This is a genomic window from Kitasatospora sp. NPDC048239 (assembly GCF_043202015.1).
GTDB lineage: Bacteria > Actinomycetota > Actinomycetes > Streptomycetales > Streptomycetaceae > Kitasatospora.
Genome location: NZ_JBICZP010000010.1, coordinates 40,044 through 58,662, shown reverse-complemented (window position 1 = coordinate 58,662; position 18,619 = coordinate 40,044). Strand labels below are relative to the sequence as shown.

Sequence of the window (18,619 nt, the reverse complement as noted above, 5' to 3'; positions counted from 1 at the left end):
GTAGGTATTCGTTGGAGCGTCGGCCACCCCCTGCCGACCTCCCGGCACCCCGCCGCGCCCCGCTGTGAGGCCGGCCTCAGCACCGCCACGGCCCGCCGCCCCGGCCCGGCCGCGCCCGCACGCCCGCCCGCCGACTGCCCGCCGGGTCACGACCCACCAGGAATGACCGCGATGACGCCTGCCCACCGGCTCTACGCGCAGGGCCTGCGCGAACACCTCGCGCCCGCCCTGCGCGCGCTGGGCTTCACCGGGTGGCGCCGCACGTTCAGCCTCCCCGACGAGACCCACTGGGCGCTGCTCGGCGTCGTCGAGCGCCCGGCCTCCGACCGGATGCGCTACACCTTCGACCTCGGGCTGGTCCGCAAGCCGGACTGGGCCGCCGCCGCCTTCCCCGGCCTGCGCCCGGACCCGCGAGCCGTCTACGGCCTGGAGGCCTGGCGGGCCCGGATCGGCGAGGTGCTGCCGGTCGGCGAGGACGTCTGGTGGGAGGTGCTGCCCGGCCCGCGCTGGCAGGTCGCCGTGGACGACTCGGTCGCCGCCGTGCGCCACTACGGCCTGCCGGAGCTGCTGCACCGGATCGAGCGGGACCGCGGCGGCACCGGCGAGACCTACCTCTCCCCCGCCGAGCTGGACCAGGTGAACGGCGTGCTGCTGGACGCGTCGGTGGCCCGGATCCAGCGCGCCGAGCTGGCCGACAAGGCGCTCGTCCTGACCGGTGCGTGGACCAGGACGGACGCCGCCGCCCGGGCCGTGCTGCGGGGTGTCGCGGACGGGTTCCTGTCGGCCGGGGACGAGCGGTTCGCCGCGGTGCGCTGCCTGGACACGCTGGGCCGGGAGCTGTGGCTCTTCGACCGGTGAAAGCGCAGGTCGGAGCCACTGTCACGGCGGACACCATGACAACCGTCATGCGGATTCCGCAACGGACGACACTGATCTGACGCAGGGTCCGCCCCGGAGACTGGAGGCACGACGCAGGGCAGCAGCCCGCGAGCCGAGCACCAGTCCGGGGAGGAACCCACCATGAGCCAGACCCTCACCACCGCCGCCACCGCGACCGCCACCACGCCGAAGACCCCGAACCCGGTCGCCGCGGCGCTCCGCCCGCTCGCCGTCGACGTCGCCGCCCCGCTGGCCGGCTACTACCTGCTCCACTCGGCCTTCGGGATGAGCGAGTTCGCCGCCCTCGCCTGGAGCGGCGCGATCCCCGCCGTCCGGACGGTCCACGGGCTGCTCCGCGAGCGCCGGCTCAACCTCTGGGCCTCGATGATGCTCGGCGTGAACGTCGTGGGCCTGGCGCTCACCACCGTCACCGGCGACGCCCGGCTGATGCTCGCCAAGGACGGCGCGCTCAGCGGCACCCTCGCCCTGGCCATCCTGTTCTCCGTGCTGGTCGGACGGCCGCTGATGTCGCCGATGCTGATGCCCTTCCTCACCAAGGGCGACCGGGCCCGCGGCGCCGCCTGGGAGCGGCTGGCGGGCGGGCGCTCGGCCCACTCGCGCGCCTTCCGCCGCCACGAGCGGGTGTTCTCCGGGATCTGGGGCACCGCGCTGCTGACGGAGTGCGCGGCCCGGGTGGTCGGCGCCTTCACCCTGCCGGTGGCCACCATGGCCTGGCTGTCCACGGTGTTCCTGATCGGCGCGATCGCCGCCGGCTCGGTGCTCGGCCACACCGCCGCCGACCCGATGGAGAAGCTGGTCCGCACCGAGGCCGCCGAGCCCGCCGGCCGCTGACCCGCCGGGCGCCGAAAGCCCGACCACCCGGACGTCCGAACCCTGACCACCCGACAGTCAGAACACCCGTCAATCCGAACGTCCGACAGCCTGAACACCGGACAGCCGCCAGGAACCATCCGGGAGCCCCCGGAGTCCTCTATAACGAGGGGGTAACGAGCCCCCGGTATGAAACGGGGAGCCTGATGAGCCGGACGCACACGCTGACCACCGCCACCGAGGACCGCACCCTGGTCTGGGACGGCTGCCTCAACGTACGCGACCTCGGCGGGCTCCCCACCCGCTCCGGCGGACGGACCGCCCACCGCGCCGTCGCCCGGGCCGACAACCTCGACCGCCTCACCGCCGAGGGCTGGGACGCCCTCCTCGACCACGGCGTCCGCACCGTCGTCGACCTGCGCAACATCGAGGAGTACAAGCCGCTGCTGCCGCTCCCGGCCGGCGTCGACCTGGTCCGCGTCCCGCTGGACGAACTGGCCGGATCCGCCTGGTGGAAGACCTACGGCCACCTGGACGGCACCCCGCTGGCGCTGCGCCCGTACCTCGACCACTGCCCGCGCGCCGCCGCCGAGTTGATCGCCACCATAGCCGGGGCCGGTCCCGGCGGCCTGGTCGTCCACTGCGGCGCCGGCCGCGACCGCACCGGCCTGGCCGCCCTTCTGCTGCTCTCCCTGGCGGGCGTCGAACCCGCCGAGATCGTCGCCGACTACCTGCTCAGCGCGCCCAACGTCCGCCCGCTGTACGGCATGCTCGGCCTGCCCGACCAGTACCGGCGGATCGACTCCGTGCTCGCCGACGCCGGCACCACCGCCGAGGACGCCCTGTTCGCGGCCCTGGACGGCTTCGACCCGGTCGACCACCTGCTCGCCGCGGGCGTCGACCCCGCCGACCTCTCCGCCGTCCGCGCCCGGCTGCTCGGCGCCTGAGCGGCTGAGCGGCCGAGGGGCTGACCGGCCGCCGGAATCCGGCGGCCGCACCCGCCCGGTTCGCGGCACCGCCCACCCCCGGCGGGGGCCTGCAACCGAATCGGTCCGCACGCGAGGTAATTCACTCGCCCGCCGCGCGACGCCGTGGCAATACTTCACCCATGGTGCAATTCTCCGACTTCGACTCCCGCAACTACCCCACTGTCGACGTCCGTTCCGGCTACGCGCAGTGGGTGGACAGCTATGAGCAGACCGTCGAGGACACGATGGACCTCGCCGTCCTCGACCGCCTCGCCACTCCCGACTGGACGGAGGTCCGCCGGGCCGCCGACCTCGGCTGCGGCACCGGCCGCACGGGCGCCTGGCTGCGCGGACGGGCCGCCCCGGGCCTGGTGCTGGACGGGGTGGACCTGACCCCGGAGATGCTGGCGGCCGCCAAGGCGAAGGGCGCGCACGACAGCCTCACCGAGGCGGACGTCGCGGACACCGGCCTGCCGGAGGGCGGCTACGACCTGGCCGTCTCCTCGCTGATCGACGAGCACCTGGCCGACCTCGGCCCGCTCTACCGCGAGGCCTGGCGGCTGGTCCGCCCCGGCGGGCGGTTCGTCCTGGTCGGCCTGCACCCGTACTTCATCATGGCGGCCGGCATGCCCACCCACTTCACCGGCGCCACCGGGGAGGACATCGCCATCACCACCCACGTCCACCTGGTCAGCGACCACCTGAGCGCCGGACTGGCGGCCGGCTGGACGCTCACCGAGATGTCCGAGGCGGTCGTGGACGACACCTGGATCGCCCTGAAGCCCAAGTGGGAGAAGTACCGCAGCCACCCGGTCTCGGCGGCGTACGTCTGGCGGAAGCAGGCCTGAGCGACCATCCGAACGACACAACTCGCACAATCGTCAACCGGCCGTTGACGATCCCAGGGTCGACAACCTACGGTTGACGGCATGGAGAATCCTGTCGTTCCCACGACCAGTCCGCTGCGCCTCGACGACCTGATCGACGCGATCAAGAAGGTCCACAGCGACGCGCTCGACCAGCTCTCCGGCGCGGTCATCGCCGCCGACCACCTCGACGACCTGGCCGACCACCTGATCGGCCACTTCGTCGACCAGGCCCGCCGCTCCGGCGCGTCCTGGACGGACATCGGCCGGAGCATGGGCGTCAGCAAGCAGGCCGCCCAGAAGCGCTTCGTCCCCAAGGATCCGGGCGCCCCCACGGACCTCGACCCCAGCCAGGGCTTCAGCCGGTTCACCGACCGGGCCCGGCACGTGGTGATGGCCTCCCAGGAGGAGGCCCGCCAGGCCGGCAACGACGAGATCGGGCCGGGGCACATCCTGCTCGGCCTGCTCGCCGAGCCGGAGGGCCTCGGCATGAAGGCGCTGGCCGCCCAGGGAGTCGCCCCGGACGCGGTCCGCACGGCCGCGACCGCGGCGCTCCCGGCCGCCGCGGGCGAGGTGCCCGGGCTGGTCCCGTACGACGCCCAGGGCAAGAAGGTGCTGGAGCTGACCTTCCGGGAGGCCCTGAAGCTGGGGCACAACTACGTCGGCACCGAGCACATCCTGCTGGCGCTGCTGGAGTTGGAGAACGGCGGCGGCGTACTCAACGACCTCGGAGTGGACCAGACCGAGGCCGAGACCTTCACCAGCGAGGCCGTCGCGGCCCTCATCGCGGCCCGGGCCACCGAGCCGCAGTGACCCGCACGCCCCGCCCGCACACGGCAGGCTCCGGCTCCGGCCGGAGCCTGCTCAGAAGCCCGACACGCGGGTGGTGATGATCCGCACCCGGCCGTCGGCGGCCGCCTCGATCGCCGCACGCAGCCGCAGCGACCTGGCAGGGCCCAGCAGTTCGAGCGCCTCCTGGTCGGTCACCCAGCGGTAGTCGTCCAGTTCACCGGCCGGGACGGTCACGGGGGTGCCGTCCGGCACGGTGCCGAAGTCGAAGAGGAAGTGCTCGGCGGGGTGGTCGAGCTCGTCCGACGCGTGGGTCCACGAGATCGCCAGCAGGTCCCCGGCCGGCCGGACGAGGCCGGTCTCCTCCAGCAGCTCCCGCGCGGCGCACTCGGCCGGCCCCTCGCCCAGGTCGATCGTCCCGCCCGGGAACTGCCAGTACTCCCGGTACCCGGCCTTCACGATCAGCAGCCGACCCGAGGCGTCCCGCAGCACACCCCCCGCGGCCGCGTAGATCCGCGGCAGGGAGGCCAGCCACTCTTCCCGGGACTTCAACGGCTCGGCCGCCATGGTGCTGCTCCTGGACTCGGGGGACCCACAAGGGGTCAGGCAGACGCGGGCACCCGTGCGGGACACCGCGCGGCCTACTCTGCCACGGGCGGCAGGCGGGCGGCGCGGGCGGTGACGGCCTGCCTGCCGCGTCGGAGGCCGCCGTCTCCGAGGGGGGATTTTGCGACAAACGCGCCCCGGACCGATGAGCCGGGGCCGCCGGACCGGTCCACACCTGTATGAACACCGACCGCACGACCCCGACCGACCCCGTGCTGACCTGTGACGTCGGCGCCCTCACCCGCCCTGACCTGGCCGTCCTCGACGCCCTCGCCCGCCTGCAGCTGGCCGCCGGACGCCAGGGCGTCCGGGTCGTCCTGAAGAACGCGGGCGGACCCCTGCGGGAGCTGCTCGCGCTGACCGGGCTGTCCGACGCCCTGCCGGTGGACGACCCGGTGTCCTGAGTCTGACAATTCGCGTCGGATCAGCGTGCGGCTCCCCAGCCTTCGGCCGGGAGGTACCCCCGATCCGCGCCCGGCTGGGCGTGCCGGCGGAGCGGCCTCGTACTGGGTCGTACGTGGCCGATTCGCCGGTGCGTCCAGGTGGGGTGCCTCCCGGCCGGAGGCTGGGGGAGGATGCCCGGCGTCGCGCGCCCGGCGGGAATTGTCAGACCCGGCCTACGCGTCCAGCCGGGCCGGGAGGCCGAACAGCGGGAAGACGGTGTCGGTGTCGAGGAAGTTGGTGAGGCCGGCGATCCGGCCCGCTGACACCTCCAGCACGATCAGCGCCCACGGCTCGTACCCGCCCGCCGGGCTGGGCCGGTACTGGCCGAAGGCCGGGCTGCCGTTGGCCTCCACCGGGACGAGCCGCGAACCCCGGCAGCCGTGGCCCGGGCCGAGCATCCACGCGCGGATGTCGCCGTGGCCGCACAGCCACAGCTCGTACGGCGGCATGTTCAGCGTGACGTCCTCGTGCAGCAGCGCGGCCAGCCCGTCCATGTCGTACGCCTCGAAGGCGCTGACGTAGCGGGCGAGCAGCGCACGGTGGTCCTCGTCCAGCGCGGGGGCCGGGCGGGCCGCCGCGGTGTCCGCCGCGAGCACCGAACGGGCCCGCTGGAGGGCGCTGTTGACGGAGGCCACGGTGACACCGAGCAGCTCGGCAACCTCGGCCGCCCGCCAGCCCAGGACCTCGCGCAGGATCAGCACCGCGCGCTGCCGGGGCGCCAGCCGCTGCAGCACGGCGATGAAGGCCAGCCGCACCGACTCGCGCTGGGCGGCCACCTCGGCCGGGTCGCCCGTCTCCGGGACGACCCGGCCGTCCGGGGCGGGCCCGATCCAGGTCACCTCGGGCAGCTGCGCCTCGGTCGCGGTGGCCACGGTGGACGGGCCGGCCAGGTCCATCGGCCGGGCCCGGTTCTTGCGGCCGTTCAGCGCATCCAGGCAGACGTTGGTGGCGATCCGGTAGAGCCAGGAGCGCAGCGCGGCCCGGCCCTCGAAGCCCTGGTGGCCGCGCCAGGCGCGGACCATCGTCTCCTGCACCGCGTCCTCGGCCTCGAAGACCGAGCCGAGCATGCGGTAGCAGTAGCCGGTCAGCTCCGTGCGGAACCGCTCCAGTTGGAGCTCGACCGGCTCCTGCGTCAACTGCCCTGTCATCGCCCTGTGCCCCTTGCGTACTCTCGGTCACCGCGCACCGTCGGCCACCGCGGACGGCCGACCCCCTCGCTGCCGCCGCCGTCACCGGCCGACCCGAACAGCCCGAACGTACCGCAGGCCACTGACAACCGGTCAGCCCTCCTGCCCGTAGACCTGGCCGGAGCCGAAGGAGGTGGTCACGATCTGCCACAGCTTGGGGAACTCGCCGCCGGAGATGTCCGTCGGGTTGAGCGAGAGCACCACCTTGCGGCTGAGGTCCCGGGTGGCGAAGACGGCGCTGGAGTAGCCGGGCCGGGAGCCGGTCTTGCCCCAGACCACGGTGCCGTTGGGCAGGGTGGCGCTCATCAGGCCCTTGCTGAAGCAGGCGTGGCCGGCGGTCGGGCCGATCTCGCAGTTCCTGTTCCGCTGGTTGGGCACGTCCGGGACGTTGAACAGCTCGGCCTGCTGCGCGGGCGGCAGCAGCCGGCCGCGGAACAGCGCGGTCACGAAGCGGTCCAGGTCGGCGGCGGAGGAGATCATGCCGCCCTCGGCCCACGGCCAGGGGCTCTGCTCGGTCACGTCCACCAGCCGCCGGACACCGTCCGGGCCGGTGACCGCGACCCGTCCCGACGTGTGCGGGCCGGGCAGTGCGAGGTCGTCGCGGCCGGGCACGAAGGTGTCGCGCAGGCCCAGCGGGCGGGCGATCCTGGACTGCACCTCCTGGGCGAAGGTGCGGCCGGTGACCTTCTCGATCACCAGGCCGGCCACGAAGGTGTTGATGCCGTTGTACTGCTGGGCCGTACCGGGCGCGAAGCCCATCGGCTGGGCGACCGCCGCGGCGACCACCTGGGCGGGCGTCCAGGAGTCGGCCCTGTGCTCGGCGAACCACCGCTCGCTTCCGTCGCCGGAGGTCAGGCCGCCGCCGCCCGGCAGGCCGCTGGTGTGGTCGAGCAGTTGGCCGACGGTGATCGGCGGGTAGTCCGCCGGCAGCAGGCCGGGCAGGTAGTGCTGGACGGTGCCGTCCAGGTCGAGCCGCCGCTCGGCGGCGAGCTGCAGGACGACGGTGGCGGTGAACACCTTGGAGATGCTGCCGATCCGGAACCGCGCGTCCGCCGGGACCCCCTCCCCCGCCGTGCCGGACCAGCTACCGCCCCGGCCGTCGACCCGGACCAGCGCCCCGGTGACCTGCTCGCTCGGCAGGTCGGCCAGCGTCTTCGCCAGCGCCGTGCGGTCCACCGGCCCGGCCAGCCGGAGGGCGGCCGCGGCGGCGCCCGACCCGCCCGGCGTCCGGTCGGCCGCGAGGGCCGGGGTGGCGACACCGGCGGCGACGGCGGCCAGCAGTGCGCCGGAGACGGCGAGGGTGCTCCAACGGCGGTCGCGCTTGGGCGTGTTCATGGGCTTGGTCTCCAACAGGGGCTCGTCCGGCGGCATCCGGTCTCCGGTGCCTGGTTCGAGTCTGTCGGCGGGCGGTGCGCGGGCCATCCGGGGCGGACCCCGATCACGCCCCGAGCGGCCCCCGAGAGCCCCCTGGGGCCGCCCCTGAGGACGCGTCAGGGGTGGGGGCCCGCCCATGGGCCCCCACCCCTGTCGGACCTGGCCGCTCAGTGTGCGGAGTCAGTGCGCGGAGTGCTTCTCCGCGCCGCGGTGGCGGTGGCCCTTGAGCTCGGCGTGCATCGCGGGGGCGGAGTGCATGGCCGCCGCCCCGACGTCGCGCCCGCCGTGCCGGAATGCGTCGCCCCCGAGGGACGTGCCGCCGCCGGCGGGTGGCGCGTTGGTGCGCAGCTGCGGGGCGAGGGGTCTGGGGCTCGTCGCCATCCCGCGGCGCTCCAGCAGCTCCTGGGTGCCCCGGCGGAGCTTGTTCGTACTGCTCGGCGTTCGCCTGGTCATCGTCGGCCTCCCTTCGGCGGTCACCGGCCGCGCGGACGCGGGCCGGGAGGGCCGCACGGGCGTTATGTCCGGATTTTAGCTGTCGTACACCTGCTCGCCCCCGGAGAGAGCGGCCACGGGTGGACGACGGCGGGTGGACGGCGGCGACCAGGAGGCGTCGGCAGGGGCTCAGCCCATGACCTCATGGACGAAGCACCAGCGCCAGTCCTCCCCCGGCTCGTAGGAGCGGATCACCGGATGGGAGCTGTTGTGGAAGTGCGCGGTGGCGTGCCGCTGCGGCGAGAAGTCGCAGCAGCCGATATGCCCGCAGTCCAGGCAGAGCCGCAGGTGCACCCAGTCCCGGCGGCCCTCGGCGAGGCAGTCGGCGCACCCGTCCGTGGGCGGGATCGGTGCGATGTCCCGAGGGGTCGCCGTGAGGTCTTCGCACGCGCTCATGGACGCAGGGTAGTGACGACCGGCCCGGGCGGCGCCTCAAGACACGCCCCGCCGCTCACGCCACCGCGTCCGGCACCGCGTCCGAGACGCTGGAGCCCCGGCCCTGCTCCAGCCGGATGTAGGAGTCGACGCTGACGCCCGCGAGCTGGGCGCCCTCCTCCCGGCGCAGGCCCTGCACCCGGCGCCGGCCGTGCACGGGCAGCCCCACCTCCTCCGGCTGGATCCGGGCGGCGCGAGCGGAGGAAGTCCCCGACGGTGTTCTCCATGCCCCGCAGTGGAGCCCCGGGCCCACCGGCCCAGGGTGGTACCGGCGTTCCCAGGATGGGCAGACCCGGGACGGGCCGTCCCAGGTGCACCACGGCCCTGGGTGGAGCCGCGCGCCGCGCGCAGAGTTGTCCCGTCAGCCCGCCCCGAACGACCTCGAAGGTTGGACCCCATGAGCTACCCCGCCCTCGCCGCCCGCACCGCCGTCGTCACCGGAGCCGCCAGCGGTATGGGAGCGGCCACCGCCCGCCTGCTCGCCGCGAACGGCGCCAAGGTCGCCCTGCTGGCCCGCCGCACCGAGCGGCTGGACGCACTGGCCGCCGAGATAGCCGCCGCCGGCGGCCGGGCCCTCGCCGTCACCGCCGACATCACCGACCAGGCCTCGGTGGACGCCGCCGCCAGGGCCGTCCGCGACGCCTACGGCCGGGTCGACCTGGTGGTCAACAACGCCGGCGTGATGCTGCCCAACCCGCTCACGGACGGCCGCCTCGACGAGTGGACCCGGATGATCGACACCAACCTCACCGGCGCCCTGCGGATCATCCGCGCCTTCACCGCCGACCTCACCGCGGCCGCCGCCGACGGCGGCACCGCCGACCTGGTCAACGTCTCCTCGATCGCCTCGCACGTCTCCTTCCCCGACTACGCCGTGTACGGCGCCACCAAGGCCGCCCTCACCCAGCTCTCCACCGCGCTGCGCACCGAGTTCGGCCCGCGCGACGTCCGGATCAGCGCCGTCGAGCCCGGCCTGACCGACACCGAGCTGGGCGGGCACATCGACAACCCGGCACTGCGCGAGCAGCTCGGCGGGATGTTCACCGCGATCCCGGCGCTCACCGCCGAGGACGTCGCCGACCTGGTCGGCTACACCGTCAGCCGCCCCCGGCACGTCAACCTGCGCCAGATCGTCGCCCTGCCCACCCGCCAGGCCTGACATTCCCGGGCGACCGCGCCGACCGCCGTGGGAGCATGCCCCTCGTGGCCATCGTGACGCAGAGATCGGACAGCGGTACCGGCGGTACCAGCGAGACCGGCATACCCGGCGGACCTCCCGCCGAGCCGGCCGAACCCGGGACCGGGCGGATCCGGCAGCCGGCGGCACTGATCCGGCTGTTCGTCGGGGTCGCCGCGATCGCCCTGACCCTGCTGCTCGCCGACTACGCCCGGGCCACCACCGGCGGCGTCGCCGCCGACGTCGCCCAGCTGGCCCGGCTGGTCCCGCGCCCGCTCGCCAAGGCCGTCGGGGTGCTGTCCACCGCCGCCCTGCTGCTGGTACCGGCCTACTCGGCGGCCCGGCGACTGCTCGCCGCCGACCGGCGGCGCGGGCTCCAGCAGGTCGCCGACGGCCTGCTGGCCGCCGTCCTCGCCTACGGGGTCTCGCTCGCCTTCGGCCTGTGGGCCGACGGCCTCGCCCCCGTCTCGGTGCTCGCCGCACTCACCCAGTCGCTGCCCGACGGCGGACTCGGCCACACCGAGCCGGTGTACGGCTACCTCGCGCCGGTGCTCGCCTTCATGACGGCCTCCGGCGCCCGCGAGCGCCGGGTGCCGTGGGCGGTCCTCGGGGTCTCCGGACTGGCCGGACTGGCCGGCGGGTACGCCACCCCGACCGCCCTGCTGCTCGGCCTGCTGATCGGCTGGACCACCGCCCACGGCACCCTCTACGCCGTCGGCACCCCGGACCCCCGGCCGCAGCCCGACCGGCTGCTGCGGAGCCTGCGCGAGGCGGGCCTGCGCCCGACCGCCGCCCGACCGGCCGGCCCGGACCGCTACCGCGTCGAGCAGCAGGGCGGCCGCCCCGACCTCGACGTCCAGCTGCTCGACCGGCAGGCGGTGACGGCCGCCCTCGTCCAGCGCGCCTGGCGCCGGCTGCGGCTGCGCACCGCCCCGCACCCCCGGGCGCTGCGCTCGCTGCGCACCGGGCTGGAGCACGAGGCCCTGGTCTCCTACGCCGCCGTCGCGGCCGGTGTCCGCACCCGGCGGATCGCCGCCACCGCCGAGCTCGGCCGGGACACAGCCCTGGTCGCGTACGAGTACCTGCCCGGCCGCACCCTGGACCGGCTCGCCGACGAGGAGCTCACCGACACGCTGCTCGCCGACGCCTGGACCCAGCTCTCGCTGCTCCAGCGGCGGGAGATCTCGCACCGGGCACTGGTCCCCTCCTCGGTGCTGGTCGACGAGGCCGGCGCGGTGCACCTGGTGGACCTCGCGGACGGCGACATCGCGGCCGGCGAACTGGTGCTGTGCTGCGACATCGCCCAACTGCTCACCACCCTGGCGCTGCGGGTCGGCGCCGAGCGCGCGGTGCGCAGCGCGGTGGCGGTGCTGGGCCCGGACGCCGTCGGCGCGGCGCTGCCGCTGCTGCAGCCGATCGCGCTGGCCCGCGGCACCCGCGGCGCCCTGAAGCAGGCCGCCGCCGCCCAGCGGGCCGCCCTGCGGCAGGCCGAGCAGAGCCCGGGCCCGGAGAACCAGGGCGCGGCCGACCCGGCCACCGCCCCTCGGGTACCCGTGCAGCGCACCGCCTCCGACGCGCCCGACGCCGCTGCCCCCGGTGCCACCACCGCCCCCGCCCAGCCGGTGGAGCTGCTGGACGCGATCCGCGCCGAGGTGCTGCGCACCCTGCCGCAGGCGCCGGTGCGGCCGGTGAAGCTGGAGCGGCTGCGGCCGCGCACGCTGCTCGCCGTGGTCGGCGGGGTGGTGGCCGGCTGGCTGCTGCTGCCGCAGCTGTTCGCCAGCGAGCAGAACCCCGTCGCCACCATCGCCGACGCCGACCCGGCCTGGCTGGCGCTGGCCCTGCTGGCCGCGGCGGCCAGCCACGTCACGGCGGCGATGGGGTTCGTCGGCTTCGTGCCGGAGCGGCTGGACTTCCGCAACGCCGTGTTCGCCCAGGTCGCCGGGGCCTTCGTGAAGCTGGTCTCGCCCGGCGGCGTCGGCGGGGTCGCGCTGAACACCCGCTTCCTCCAGCGGGCCGGGATCCCGACCGCCCAGGCGCTCTCCAGCGTCGGCGTCGGGCAGCTCTTCGGCCTGGTGCTGCACCTGCTGCAGCTGGGCGCCTTCGTCTACCTGCTGGGCCTGGAGCCGGGCGGCTCAGAGCTGGACGCGCTGCCGGCCGTGGTCGGCGGGCTCGCGGGCGCCGCCGTGCTGCTGGGGCTGGTCTCCGCCGTGCCGCCGGCCCGGCGCTGGCTGGCCGCCCGCCTGCGGCCGCTCACCTCCGAGGTGCTGCCCCGGCTGCTGGAGCTGCTGCGCAACCCCGGGCGGCTGGCGGTCGGCCTCACCGGCCAGCTGCTGGTCTCGATCTGCCTGGTCGCCTGCCTGTACTGCTGCACCCGGGCGGTCGGGCGGGAGCCGGCCTTCGCCTCGGTCGCGGTGGTGTTCCTGATCGGCAACGCCGTCGGCAACGCGGCGCCGACCCCGGGTGGGGCCGGCGCCGTGGACAGCGCGCTGGTCACACTGCTGGAGCACACCGCCTCGATGGAGGAGGGCGGCGCACTGGCCTCCGTGGCGCTCTACCGCCTGCTGACGCTGGTGCTGCCGGTACTACCGGGCTGGGCGGCGTTCACCTGGCTCCAGCGGCGCGGCGCGCTCTAGGGCTACTCCCGGTACTCGTCCTCGTCGAGCTGGACGATCCGGCTCTGCTCCGCGACGTCCGCGACCTCGGTGGCTGGGTCGGCGCCGAGGGCGCGGCGTTCGGCCAGCTCGTCGTACTCGTCGCCGTCCTCGGCCTCCTCGTCCGGCTCCACGGCCTCGGCGACCTCGTCCAGATAGTCCTCGGGATCTTGCGGCATGGCGTCCGTCCTCGCTGTTCGGAGCCTCCCACGGGCCCTGGTGGGGGTACTGGAAGTATCCGCCGCCGAGCGCTCGGACGCGATGTGCCGCCCGGCGCCCGGCGTGTTGCCGGGCCCGGCCCTCCCGGCGCCGTGGAGGCCCACTGCACCAGCTCCCACCTGCGCGGATGCCGGGGCGAAAGCCACCGGGGGTACCATCAGTGCCGTACCAGCAGGGCTTACCCGCACCCACCCGGTGGCCCCGAGGCCCAGACGAACGACGGGGAAAGCATGTCCGGCTCGCACTACTTCACCGGTGCACCCGAGGTCGCCAGCGAGCGCCGGCCGATCACGGTCTCCCTGCCGGACCTCACCCTGGAACTGACCACCGACACCGGTGTGTTCTCCCGCAGCCGGCTGGACCCGGGCACCCGGGTGCTGCTGGAGCACGCCCCGCTGCCCCGGGTCCGCGGCCCGATCCTGGACGTCGGCTGCGGCTACGGCCCGATCGCGCTGACCTGGGCGAGCCGGCGCAAGCGCCTCCCGGTGTGGGCCGTGGACATCAACACCCGCGCCCTGGAGCTGGTGGAGCTCAACGCGCAGGCCCTCGGCCTGGGCAACGTGCACGCGGCACTGCCGGAGGACGTCCCCGCGGACCTGCGGTTCGCGGCGATCTACTCCAACCCGCCGATCCGCGTCGGCAAGGCCGCCCTGCGCGGGCTGCTGCACCAGTGGCTCGGCCGGCTCACCCCGGACGGCTCGGCCTTCCTGGTCGTCCAGCGCAACCTCGGTTCGGACTCGCTGCAGAAGTGGCTGAACGAGCAGGGCTACCCGACCACCCGCGCCACGTCGGTCAACGGGTTCCGGATTCTGGAAGCGCGGCCCCGCCCGGAGGGCGCGGGCCCCGAGAGTGGACGAGGTACGACGTCGTGAAGCAGCTCCGCGGGACCGAACTGAAGCGTCTGCACCGCCAGTGGCGGCGCAGCAACGAGTTCCGGCTCGCGATGATCCTGGAGAACCTGCAGTCGCCGTTCAACGTCGGCTCGGTCGTCCGGACGGCGGCCGCGATGGGCGCCGAGAAGCTGTACCTGACGGGCGACACCCCGTCGGTGCGCTCGTCGGGCGCGCAGAAGGCCGCGATGGGCACCGACAAGTACCTGAAGGTCGAGCACTTCCCCACCGTCGCCGAGGCGGTGGCCTCCGCCAAGGCGGACGGCTTCAAGGTGGTCGGTCTGGAGCTGGCCGACGAGGCGGCGCCGCTGTTCGGCACCGAGCTGACCCCGGCGGTCGCCTTCGTGCTCGGGCACGAGGACCGGGGCATCACCCCCGACGCGCTGGCGCTCTGCGACTCGGTGGCGTTCGTCCCGCAGCTGGGGCGGGTCGGCTCGCTGAACGTCTCGGCGGCCGCGACGGTGGCCTGCTACGAGGCGCGCCGCCAGGGGTACGCGATCAGCGGCACCCCGGACGGCAGCGACCCGGGCGGCCTGGACGGTCTGGACGGCGACGACGACTGACGGCCTGCGGCACACGACGACTCGCGGCCGACGGCTTGGGACTGACGACTTGGGACTGACGGCTGACCGCGGGTCGGCCGGAACGGGAGGAGGGCGGGCCGGCGGCCCGCCCTCCTCCCGTTCTCACACCTCGACCAGGACCTTGCCCCGGTTGGCGTCGCGGTCCAGGAAGAGGCTGCGGTAGGCCTGCGGGATCGCGTCGAAGCCCTTGTGGACGGTCTGGTGGTAGCGGATCCCACCGCTTCGCACCAGCCCGCCGAGGTCCTCGTGCATCTCGCTCAACTTCGCCTCGGTGAACCACTCCTGGGCGAAGATGCCGCGGATGGTGGTGCGCGGGAACATGATGTACGGCAGCAGCCTGGGCCCGGTCAGCTCGCCGTTGACGGTGGTCGCCCACTGCCAGCAGACGGCGACCCGGCTGTCCACGTTGAGCATGGTGAACACCGCGTCGGTGACGCTCCCGCCGAGGTTGTCGAAGTACCGGTCGACACCGTCGGGGGCGGCCGCCAGCAACGCCCCGCGGACCTTCTCGGCGTCGTCCGCCTGGTCGTACAGCACCACCTCGTCGAAGCCGAGCTCCCGCAGGTACGCGGCCTTGGCGGGCGAGGCGGTGGTGCCGACCACCCGGCCGGCGCCGGCCCGCCTGGCCAACTGGCCCACCAGGGTGCCGATCGAGCCGGACGCGCCGCTGATCACCACGGTGTCGCCGGGGCGGACGGCCAGGAAGGTGGTGAGGGTGCCCCAGGCCGTCATCCCCGGGGCGCCCATGATGCCGAGCGCGGTGGAGAGCGGCAGCCGCTCGTCGTAGTGGGCCGGGTCGAGCCGGCGGTAGGCCGGGAAGACCATCGGGAAGATGCCGGTCTTCCACAGCTCCTCGGCGCCGTTGTGGACGACGTGGCTGCGCCAGCCGCCGAAGCCCTGCACCAGGTCACCCACCTGGAAGGCCGCCTCGGGCCCGGCCTCCAGCACCTCCATGACGGAGTCGGCGCCCATGTGGTCGCCGATCGGCGTCTCCAGCGCGAGGCCGTTCTGGTACGGGTCGACGGAGACGTACCTGGTCCGGAACAGCATCTCGTCCGGGCGCAGGCGGATCTCGACCTCCTCCGTCACCTTCCGGTAGATCCGGTTGACGTCGGGCACCCCGTCGAGGTGCTCGCGGACCACCCACTTCTCGATCTTCATGCCAGGGCCCCTGTCGAAACGGTGCTGGTGGACGGGATCCCCTCGACCGGGGCGGCCTGCTGCGGCGGCCGCCCGACGGGGAGGATCAGATGGGTCGGCGGCGGCGCGCTCTCGTCGATCTCGGCGTGGAACTCCCGCCCGTCGTCGCGGCAGACGAACTGCATCACGTGCCGTCCGGCGGCGGCGGCCCTGATCAGGCCGCCGATGGTGGCCCAGACCCCGGAGAGGTAGAAGTCGGAGAGCCCGGGCAGCACCGGGCCGTTCTTCCTGATCTCCTGCTCCACCGTCTCGCTGCCCTCGACGAAGGGGTTCCAGCCGGGGAAGGTGCCGTCGTAGACGCCGGTGTAGCGGACCTGGGTGAGCGGGGTGGAGACGTCCGCGACGGCCACGGCGTCCTTGAAGCCGGGGAAGCGCTCGTCCAGGAAGGAGACGATGCCGCCGCGGACCCTGCGCTTGGCCGCGGTGTAGTCACGGCCGTGCTTGACCGGCAGCGTGTGCAGCTCCTCGCCGCGGCGCACCCGGGAGGACTGCTCCGGGCCCTCGCGCAGCGCCCGCCAGGGCTCGATGTCGGAGAAGTACGTCGCGAACACCACGGTGGACTCCCGCGGGGCCAGCTCCGGGTAGTGCCGGGTGCGGAACTGCACGTTCATGCTCGGGCAGCGGATGCCGGTGAGCTCGGCGGCCTCGTGCTCGTCCAGCAGGTAGGTGGTGCACGGGTCGCCCTCCGGGAAGGGCCGGCGCAGGCCCAGGAAGAGGGAGACGTAGCCGGGCGACAGCTGGCCCGGCTCGTCGATCAGCGAGGTGTACAGCCGGCGGTAGGTGTCGTTCAGGTAGCGGCCCTTGAGCAGCTTCATCACCGTGGTGTGGCCGTCGGCGGCGGAGACCACGATGTCGGCGCGGAACTCCCGGCCGTCGCTCAGCCGCACGCCCACCGCGCGGTCGTCCTCGACCAGGATCTCCTCGACCTTGGCGTTGTAGGTGATCTCGCCGCCGAGCTTCTGGTAGCGCTGCTCGATCGAGCGGGCCAGGCCGAGCGAGCCGCCCTCGGGCACCCCGGCGGCCTGGTTGGCATGCGAGGCCAGTTGGAAGTAGAACGGCAGCACCGGGAAGGCAGGGTGCTTCTCGTAGAGGATGAAGTTGAAGGCCTCCCGCAGCAGCGGCTCGCGGAAGCGCTGCGCGTAGTCCGTCATCAGCACGGTGATGGACCGGCGGATGGTGGTGAAGTAGGGCAGGAACGAGGCCAGCATCCGCCAGCGTTCGACCCGGCCCATCAGGCCGACGGGCTTGAGGAACGGGTACACCGCCAGGGCCTTGCGGAAGGTCCGGATGCCGTCGCAGAACTCCCGGATCGGGGCGGCGTCGGCCGGTGAGATGCCCAGCAGGTGGGCCTCCAGCCGGTCCGGGTCGGAGTAGAAGTACACCGCCCGGCCGTCCCGGCCGCGGACGATGTTGAACGCGTCGAAGTGCCGCATCTCCTTGCCCTGGAGGGCGCCCAGCTCCAGCCAGATCTGGTACATCTCGTTGCCCGGGCCGCTGCCGAGCAGCCAGCTGATGCACCAGTCGAAGGTGAAGTCGCTGCGGTCCCAGCCGGTGCAGGAGCCACCGGGGATCTCGTGCATCTCGAAGATCCGGGTGCGGTACCCGTTCATCCGGGCGTAGCAGCCGGTGGAGAGGCCGCCGAGGCCGCCACCGACGATGATCATCGTCTCTCGCCGCCGTCTGTCAGCGGTGTCCCGCGCCATGTCTCTGGCCTTCCTCGTGGTCCTCGGGGTGGTCGGGCCGGTCACTTCGCACCTCCGGTCCGGGCGCTTCCGGCCCGGGTGCTTCCGGTCCGGGCGGTGGCGGTCCGGGCGGTCGCGGTGCGGGCGGTGGCGGTCACCAGGTGACCGGGAGCGTCTGCAGGCCGTTCACCATCGCGTCGGCCTTCCAGCGCAGTTCGTCCTCGGGCACGGCCAGCCGCAGGCCCGGCATCCGGCGCAGCACGGTCTCGATCGCCACCTGGAGCTCCAGCCGGGCCAGATGGGCGCCGATGCAGTAGTGCACGCCGTGGCCGAAGCCGATGTGCGGGTTGCCGGGGCGGTCCAGCACCAGGCGCTCCGGGTCCTCGAAGACCTCCGGGTCCCGGTTGGCGGCGGCGGTGGCGATCATCACCGCGTCGCCGGCCCGGATCGTCACCCCGCCCAGCTCGACGTCGGCCGTCGCGTACCGGGGCAGGCTGAAGCCGGTGAGCAGCGGCACGTACCGCATCAGCTCCTCGACGGCCCGGGGGATCAGCTCGGGCCGCTCCCGCAGCCTCCGCAGCTCGTCGGGGTTGACGAGGAGCTGGTGGAAGAAGTTGCCGATCTGGTTGGTGGTGCTGACGAAGCCGGCGATCAGCAGGTCGCAGGCGATGGAGAGCAGCTCGTCCTCGCTGATCAGGCCCTGTTCGCGGCAGGCGGCCACCAGGACGGTCAGCAGGTCCTCGCCGGGCTCGCGGCCGCGCAGGTCGAGGACGCCGGCCATGTACTCGATGAAGGCCTGGCCCTGGACGGCGAGCACCTCGCCGGGGGTGACGGCGGAGAGCACCGTCTCGGCCCAGCCCCAGAGCATCCGGTGGTCCTCGGCGGGGATGCCGAGCACCTCGCAGATGATGGTGGTCGGCATCGGGATGGCGAAGTCCTCGACCAGTTCGGCCGGCCGGCCGGCGGCCAGCATGCCGTCGACCAGCTCCTCGGCCAGCTCGCAGGCCCGCACGCGCAGCCGTTCGACCCGGCGGGCGCTGAACTCCCGGGCCACCAGGGAGCGCAGCCGGGTGTGCTCGGGCGGCTCGGTGGAGAACAGGCCGGCGCCGGTCCTGGACACCGGGCGCATCCGGGGCTGGTCCTGGCCCATTGCTTCGGCGAGGCTGAACCGCGGGTCGGCCAGGACGGTCCGGACGTCCTCGTAGCGGGTGACCAGCCAGGCGCCGTCGCCGTAGGGCATCCGGATCCGGGGCAGCGGTTGCTCGCGCAACTCGGCGTACCTGGGGTGGAGTTCGAGCCCGAGCGGCTCGAAAGGGTAGGTCAGCGGCTGGTGCTGCCTCAGCAT

General features: G+C 74.0%; 19 protein-coding genes and 1 pseudogene. 10 read left to right on the top strand and 10 right to left on the bottom strand.

The features are described 5' to 3' along the window. Positions 1-171 precede the first annotated feature (171 nt). The 5 genes from ACGFZP_RS25350 (at position 172) to ACGFZP_RS25330 (ending at position 4,357) form a co-directional block, all read left to right on the top strand. Complete coding sequence (locus tag ACGFZP_RS25350; protein WP_392937088.1) at positions 172-858, top strand: hypothetical protein; 687 nt, start codon at positions 172-174, stop codon at positions 856-858. A 162-nt stretch (positions 859-1,020) separates the two neighbouring features. After that, positions 1,021-1,731 (top strand): VC0807 family protein, encoded by a 711-nt coding sequence (locus ACGFZP_RS25345; RefSeq protein WP_392937085.1) that lies wholly within the window; start codon positions 1,021-1,023, stop codon positions 1,729-1,731. 185 nt (positions 1,732-1,916) lie between these two features. Then, on the top strand, positions 1,917-2,657 hold the full coding sequence (locus ACGFZP_RS25340; RefSeq protein ID WP_392937082.1) for a tyrosine-protein phosphatase: 741 nt from the start codon (positions 1,917-1,919) through the stop codon (positions 2,655-2,657). Between the two features lie 161 nt (positions 2,658-2,818). Further along, complete coding sequence (locus tag ACGFZP_RS25335) at positions 2,819-3,526, top strand: class I SAM-dependent DNA methyltransferase (RefSeq protein WP_392937079.1); 708 nt, start codon at positions 2,819-2,821, stop codon at positions 3,524-3,526. Between the two features lie 81 nt (positions 3,527-3,607). Beyond that, a complete protein-coding gene (locus ACGFZP_RS25330; protein ID WP_392937076.1) occupies positions 3,608-4,357 on the top strand; it encodes a Clp protease N-terminal domain-containing protein in 750 nt (249 codons plus the stop codon). Between the two features lie 51 nt (positions 4,358-4,408). Here ACGFZP_RS25330 and ACGFZP_RS25325 read toward each other — a convergent pair whose 3' ends face one another. Beyond that, entirely contained in the window at positions 4,409-4,900 is a 492-nt protein-coding gene (locus ACGFZP_RS25325) for an NUDIX domain-containing protein (protein ID WP_392937074.1), read from the bottom strand. Positions 4,901-5,118: 218 nt separating this feature from the next. On the opposite strand from ACGFZP_RS25325, the gene ACGFZP_RS25320 reads away from it, so the two are divergent. Next, positions 5,119-5,343: an STAS domain-containing protein gene (locus ACGFZP_RS25320; RefSeq protein WP_392937071.1), complete on the top strand. Its 225-nt coding sequence runs from the start codon at positions 5,119-5,121 to the stop codon at positions 5,341-5,343. A 213-nt stretch (positions 5,344-5,556) separates the two neighbouring features. Here the strand turns inward: ACGFZP_RS25320 and ACGFZP_RS25315 are convergent, their stop codons facing one another. The 5 genes and pseudogenes from ACGFZP_RS25315 to ACGFZP_RS25295 form a co-directional block, all read right to left on the bottom strand. Then, positions 5,557-6,531 carry a sigma-70 family RNA polymerase sigma factor gene (locus ACGFZP_RS25315; RefSeq protein WP_392937069.1) on the bottom strand — a complete coding sequence of 325 codons (975 nt, stop codon included), beginning with the start codon at positions 6,529-6,531 and terminating at the stop codon, positions 5,557-5,559. A gap of 132 nt (positions 6,532-6,663) precedes the next feature. Continuing rightward, complete coding sequence (locus ACGFZP_RS25310; protein ID WP_392937067.1) at positions 6,664-7,905, bottom strand: serine hydrolase domain-containing protein; 1,242 nt, start codon at positions 7,903-7,905, stop codon at positions 6,664-6,666. A gap of 219 nt (positions 7,906-8,124) precedes the next feature. After that, positions 8,125-8,397: a hypothetical protein gene (locus ACGFZP_RS25305; protein WP_392937065.1), complete on the bottom strand. Its 273-nt coding sequence runs from the start codon at positions 8,395-8,397 to the stop codon at positions 8,125-8,127. Between the two features lie 168 nt (positions 8,398-8,565). Further along, positions 8,566-8,832, bottom strand: coding sequence for a UBP-type zinc finger domain-containing protein (locus tag ACGFZP_RS25300; protein WP_392937062.1), 267 nt, complete (start codon positions 8,830-8,832; stop codon positions 8,566-8,568). 58 nt (positions 8,833-8,890) lie between these two features. Next, positions 8,891-9,098: pseudogene (locus ACGFZP_RS25295) on the bottom strand (transcriptional regulator); the annotation flags it as partial. A 170-nt stretch (positions 9,099-9,268) separates the two neighbouring features. On the opposite strand from ACGFZP_RS25295, the gene ACGFZP_RS25290 reads away from it, so the two are divergent. Further along, positions 9,269-10,030: an SDR family oxidoreductase gene (locus ACGFZP_RS25290; protein WP_392937060.1), complete on the top strand. Its 762-nt coding sequence runs from the start codon at positions 9,269-9,271 to the stop codon at positions 10,028-10,030. Between the two features lie 53 nt (positions 10,031-10,083). Continuing rightward, entirely contained in the window at positions 10,084-12,681 is a 2,598-nt protein-coding gene (locus tag ACGFZP_RS25285) for a lysylphosphatidylglycerol synthase domain-containing protein (protein ID WP_392937058.1), read from the top strand. 2 nt (positions 12,682-12,683) lie between these two features. Here ACGFZP_RS25285 and ACGFZP_RS25280 read toward each other — a convergent pair whose 3' ends face one another. Then, a complete protein-coding gene (locus tag ACGFZP_RS25280) occupies positions 12,684-12,878 on the bottom strand; it encodes a hypothetical protein (RefSeq protein WP_392937055.1) in 195 nt (64 codons plus the stop codon). 270 nt (positions 12,879-13,148) lie between these two features. Here ACGFZP_RS25280 and ACGFZP_RS25275 point away from each other — a divergent pair, with 270 nt between their 5' ends. Both ACGFZP_RS25275 and ACGFZP_RS25270 read left to right on the top strand, forming a co-directional pair. After that, a complete protein-coding gene (locus ACGFZP_RS25275; protein ID WP_392937053.1) occupies positions 13,149-13,790 on the top strand; it encodes a class I SAM-dependent methyltransferase in 642 nt (213 codons plus the stop codon). Further along, positions 13,787-14,371 (top strand): TrmH family RNA methyltransferase, encoded by a 585-nt coding sequence (locus ACGFZP_RS25270; RefSeq protein ID WP_392937050.1) that lies wholly within the window; start codon positions 13,787-13,789, stop codon positions 14,369-14,371. The genes ACGFZP_RS25275 and ACGFZP_RS25270 overlap by 4 nt, the downstream gene beginning before the upstream one ends. 123 nt (positions 14,372-14,494) lie before the next feature. Here ACGFZP_RS25270 and ACGFZP_RS25265 read toward each other — a convergent pair whose 3' ends face one another. The 3 genes from ACGFZP_RS25265 to ACGFZP_RS25255 form a co-directional block, all read right to left on the bottom strand. Beyond that, entirely contained in the window at positions 14,495-15,553 is a 1,059-nt protein-coding gene (locus tag ACGFZP_RS25265; protein ID WP_392937047.1) for an MDR family NADP-dependent oxidoreductase, read from the bottom strand. Then, positions 15,550-17,295, bottom strand: coding sequence for a phytoene desaturase family protein (locus tag ACGFZP_RS25260; protein WP_392937044.1), 1,746 nt, complete (start codon positions 17,293-17,295; stop codon positions 15,550-15,552). Before ACGFZP_RS25260 ends, ACGFZP_RS25265 begins: the two co-directional genes overlap by 4 nt. A 133-nt stretch (positions 17,296-17,428) precedes the next feature. Next, the gene (locus ACGFZP_RS25255; protein ID WP_392937041.1) at positions 17,429-18,619 is read right to left on the bottom strand and encodes a cytochrome P450; all 1,191 of its coding nucleotides are present in this window, start codon (positions 18,617-18,619) and stop codon (positions 17,429-17,431) included.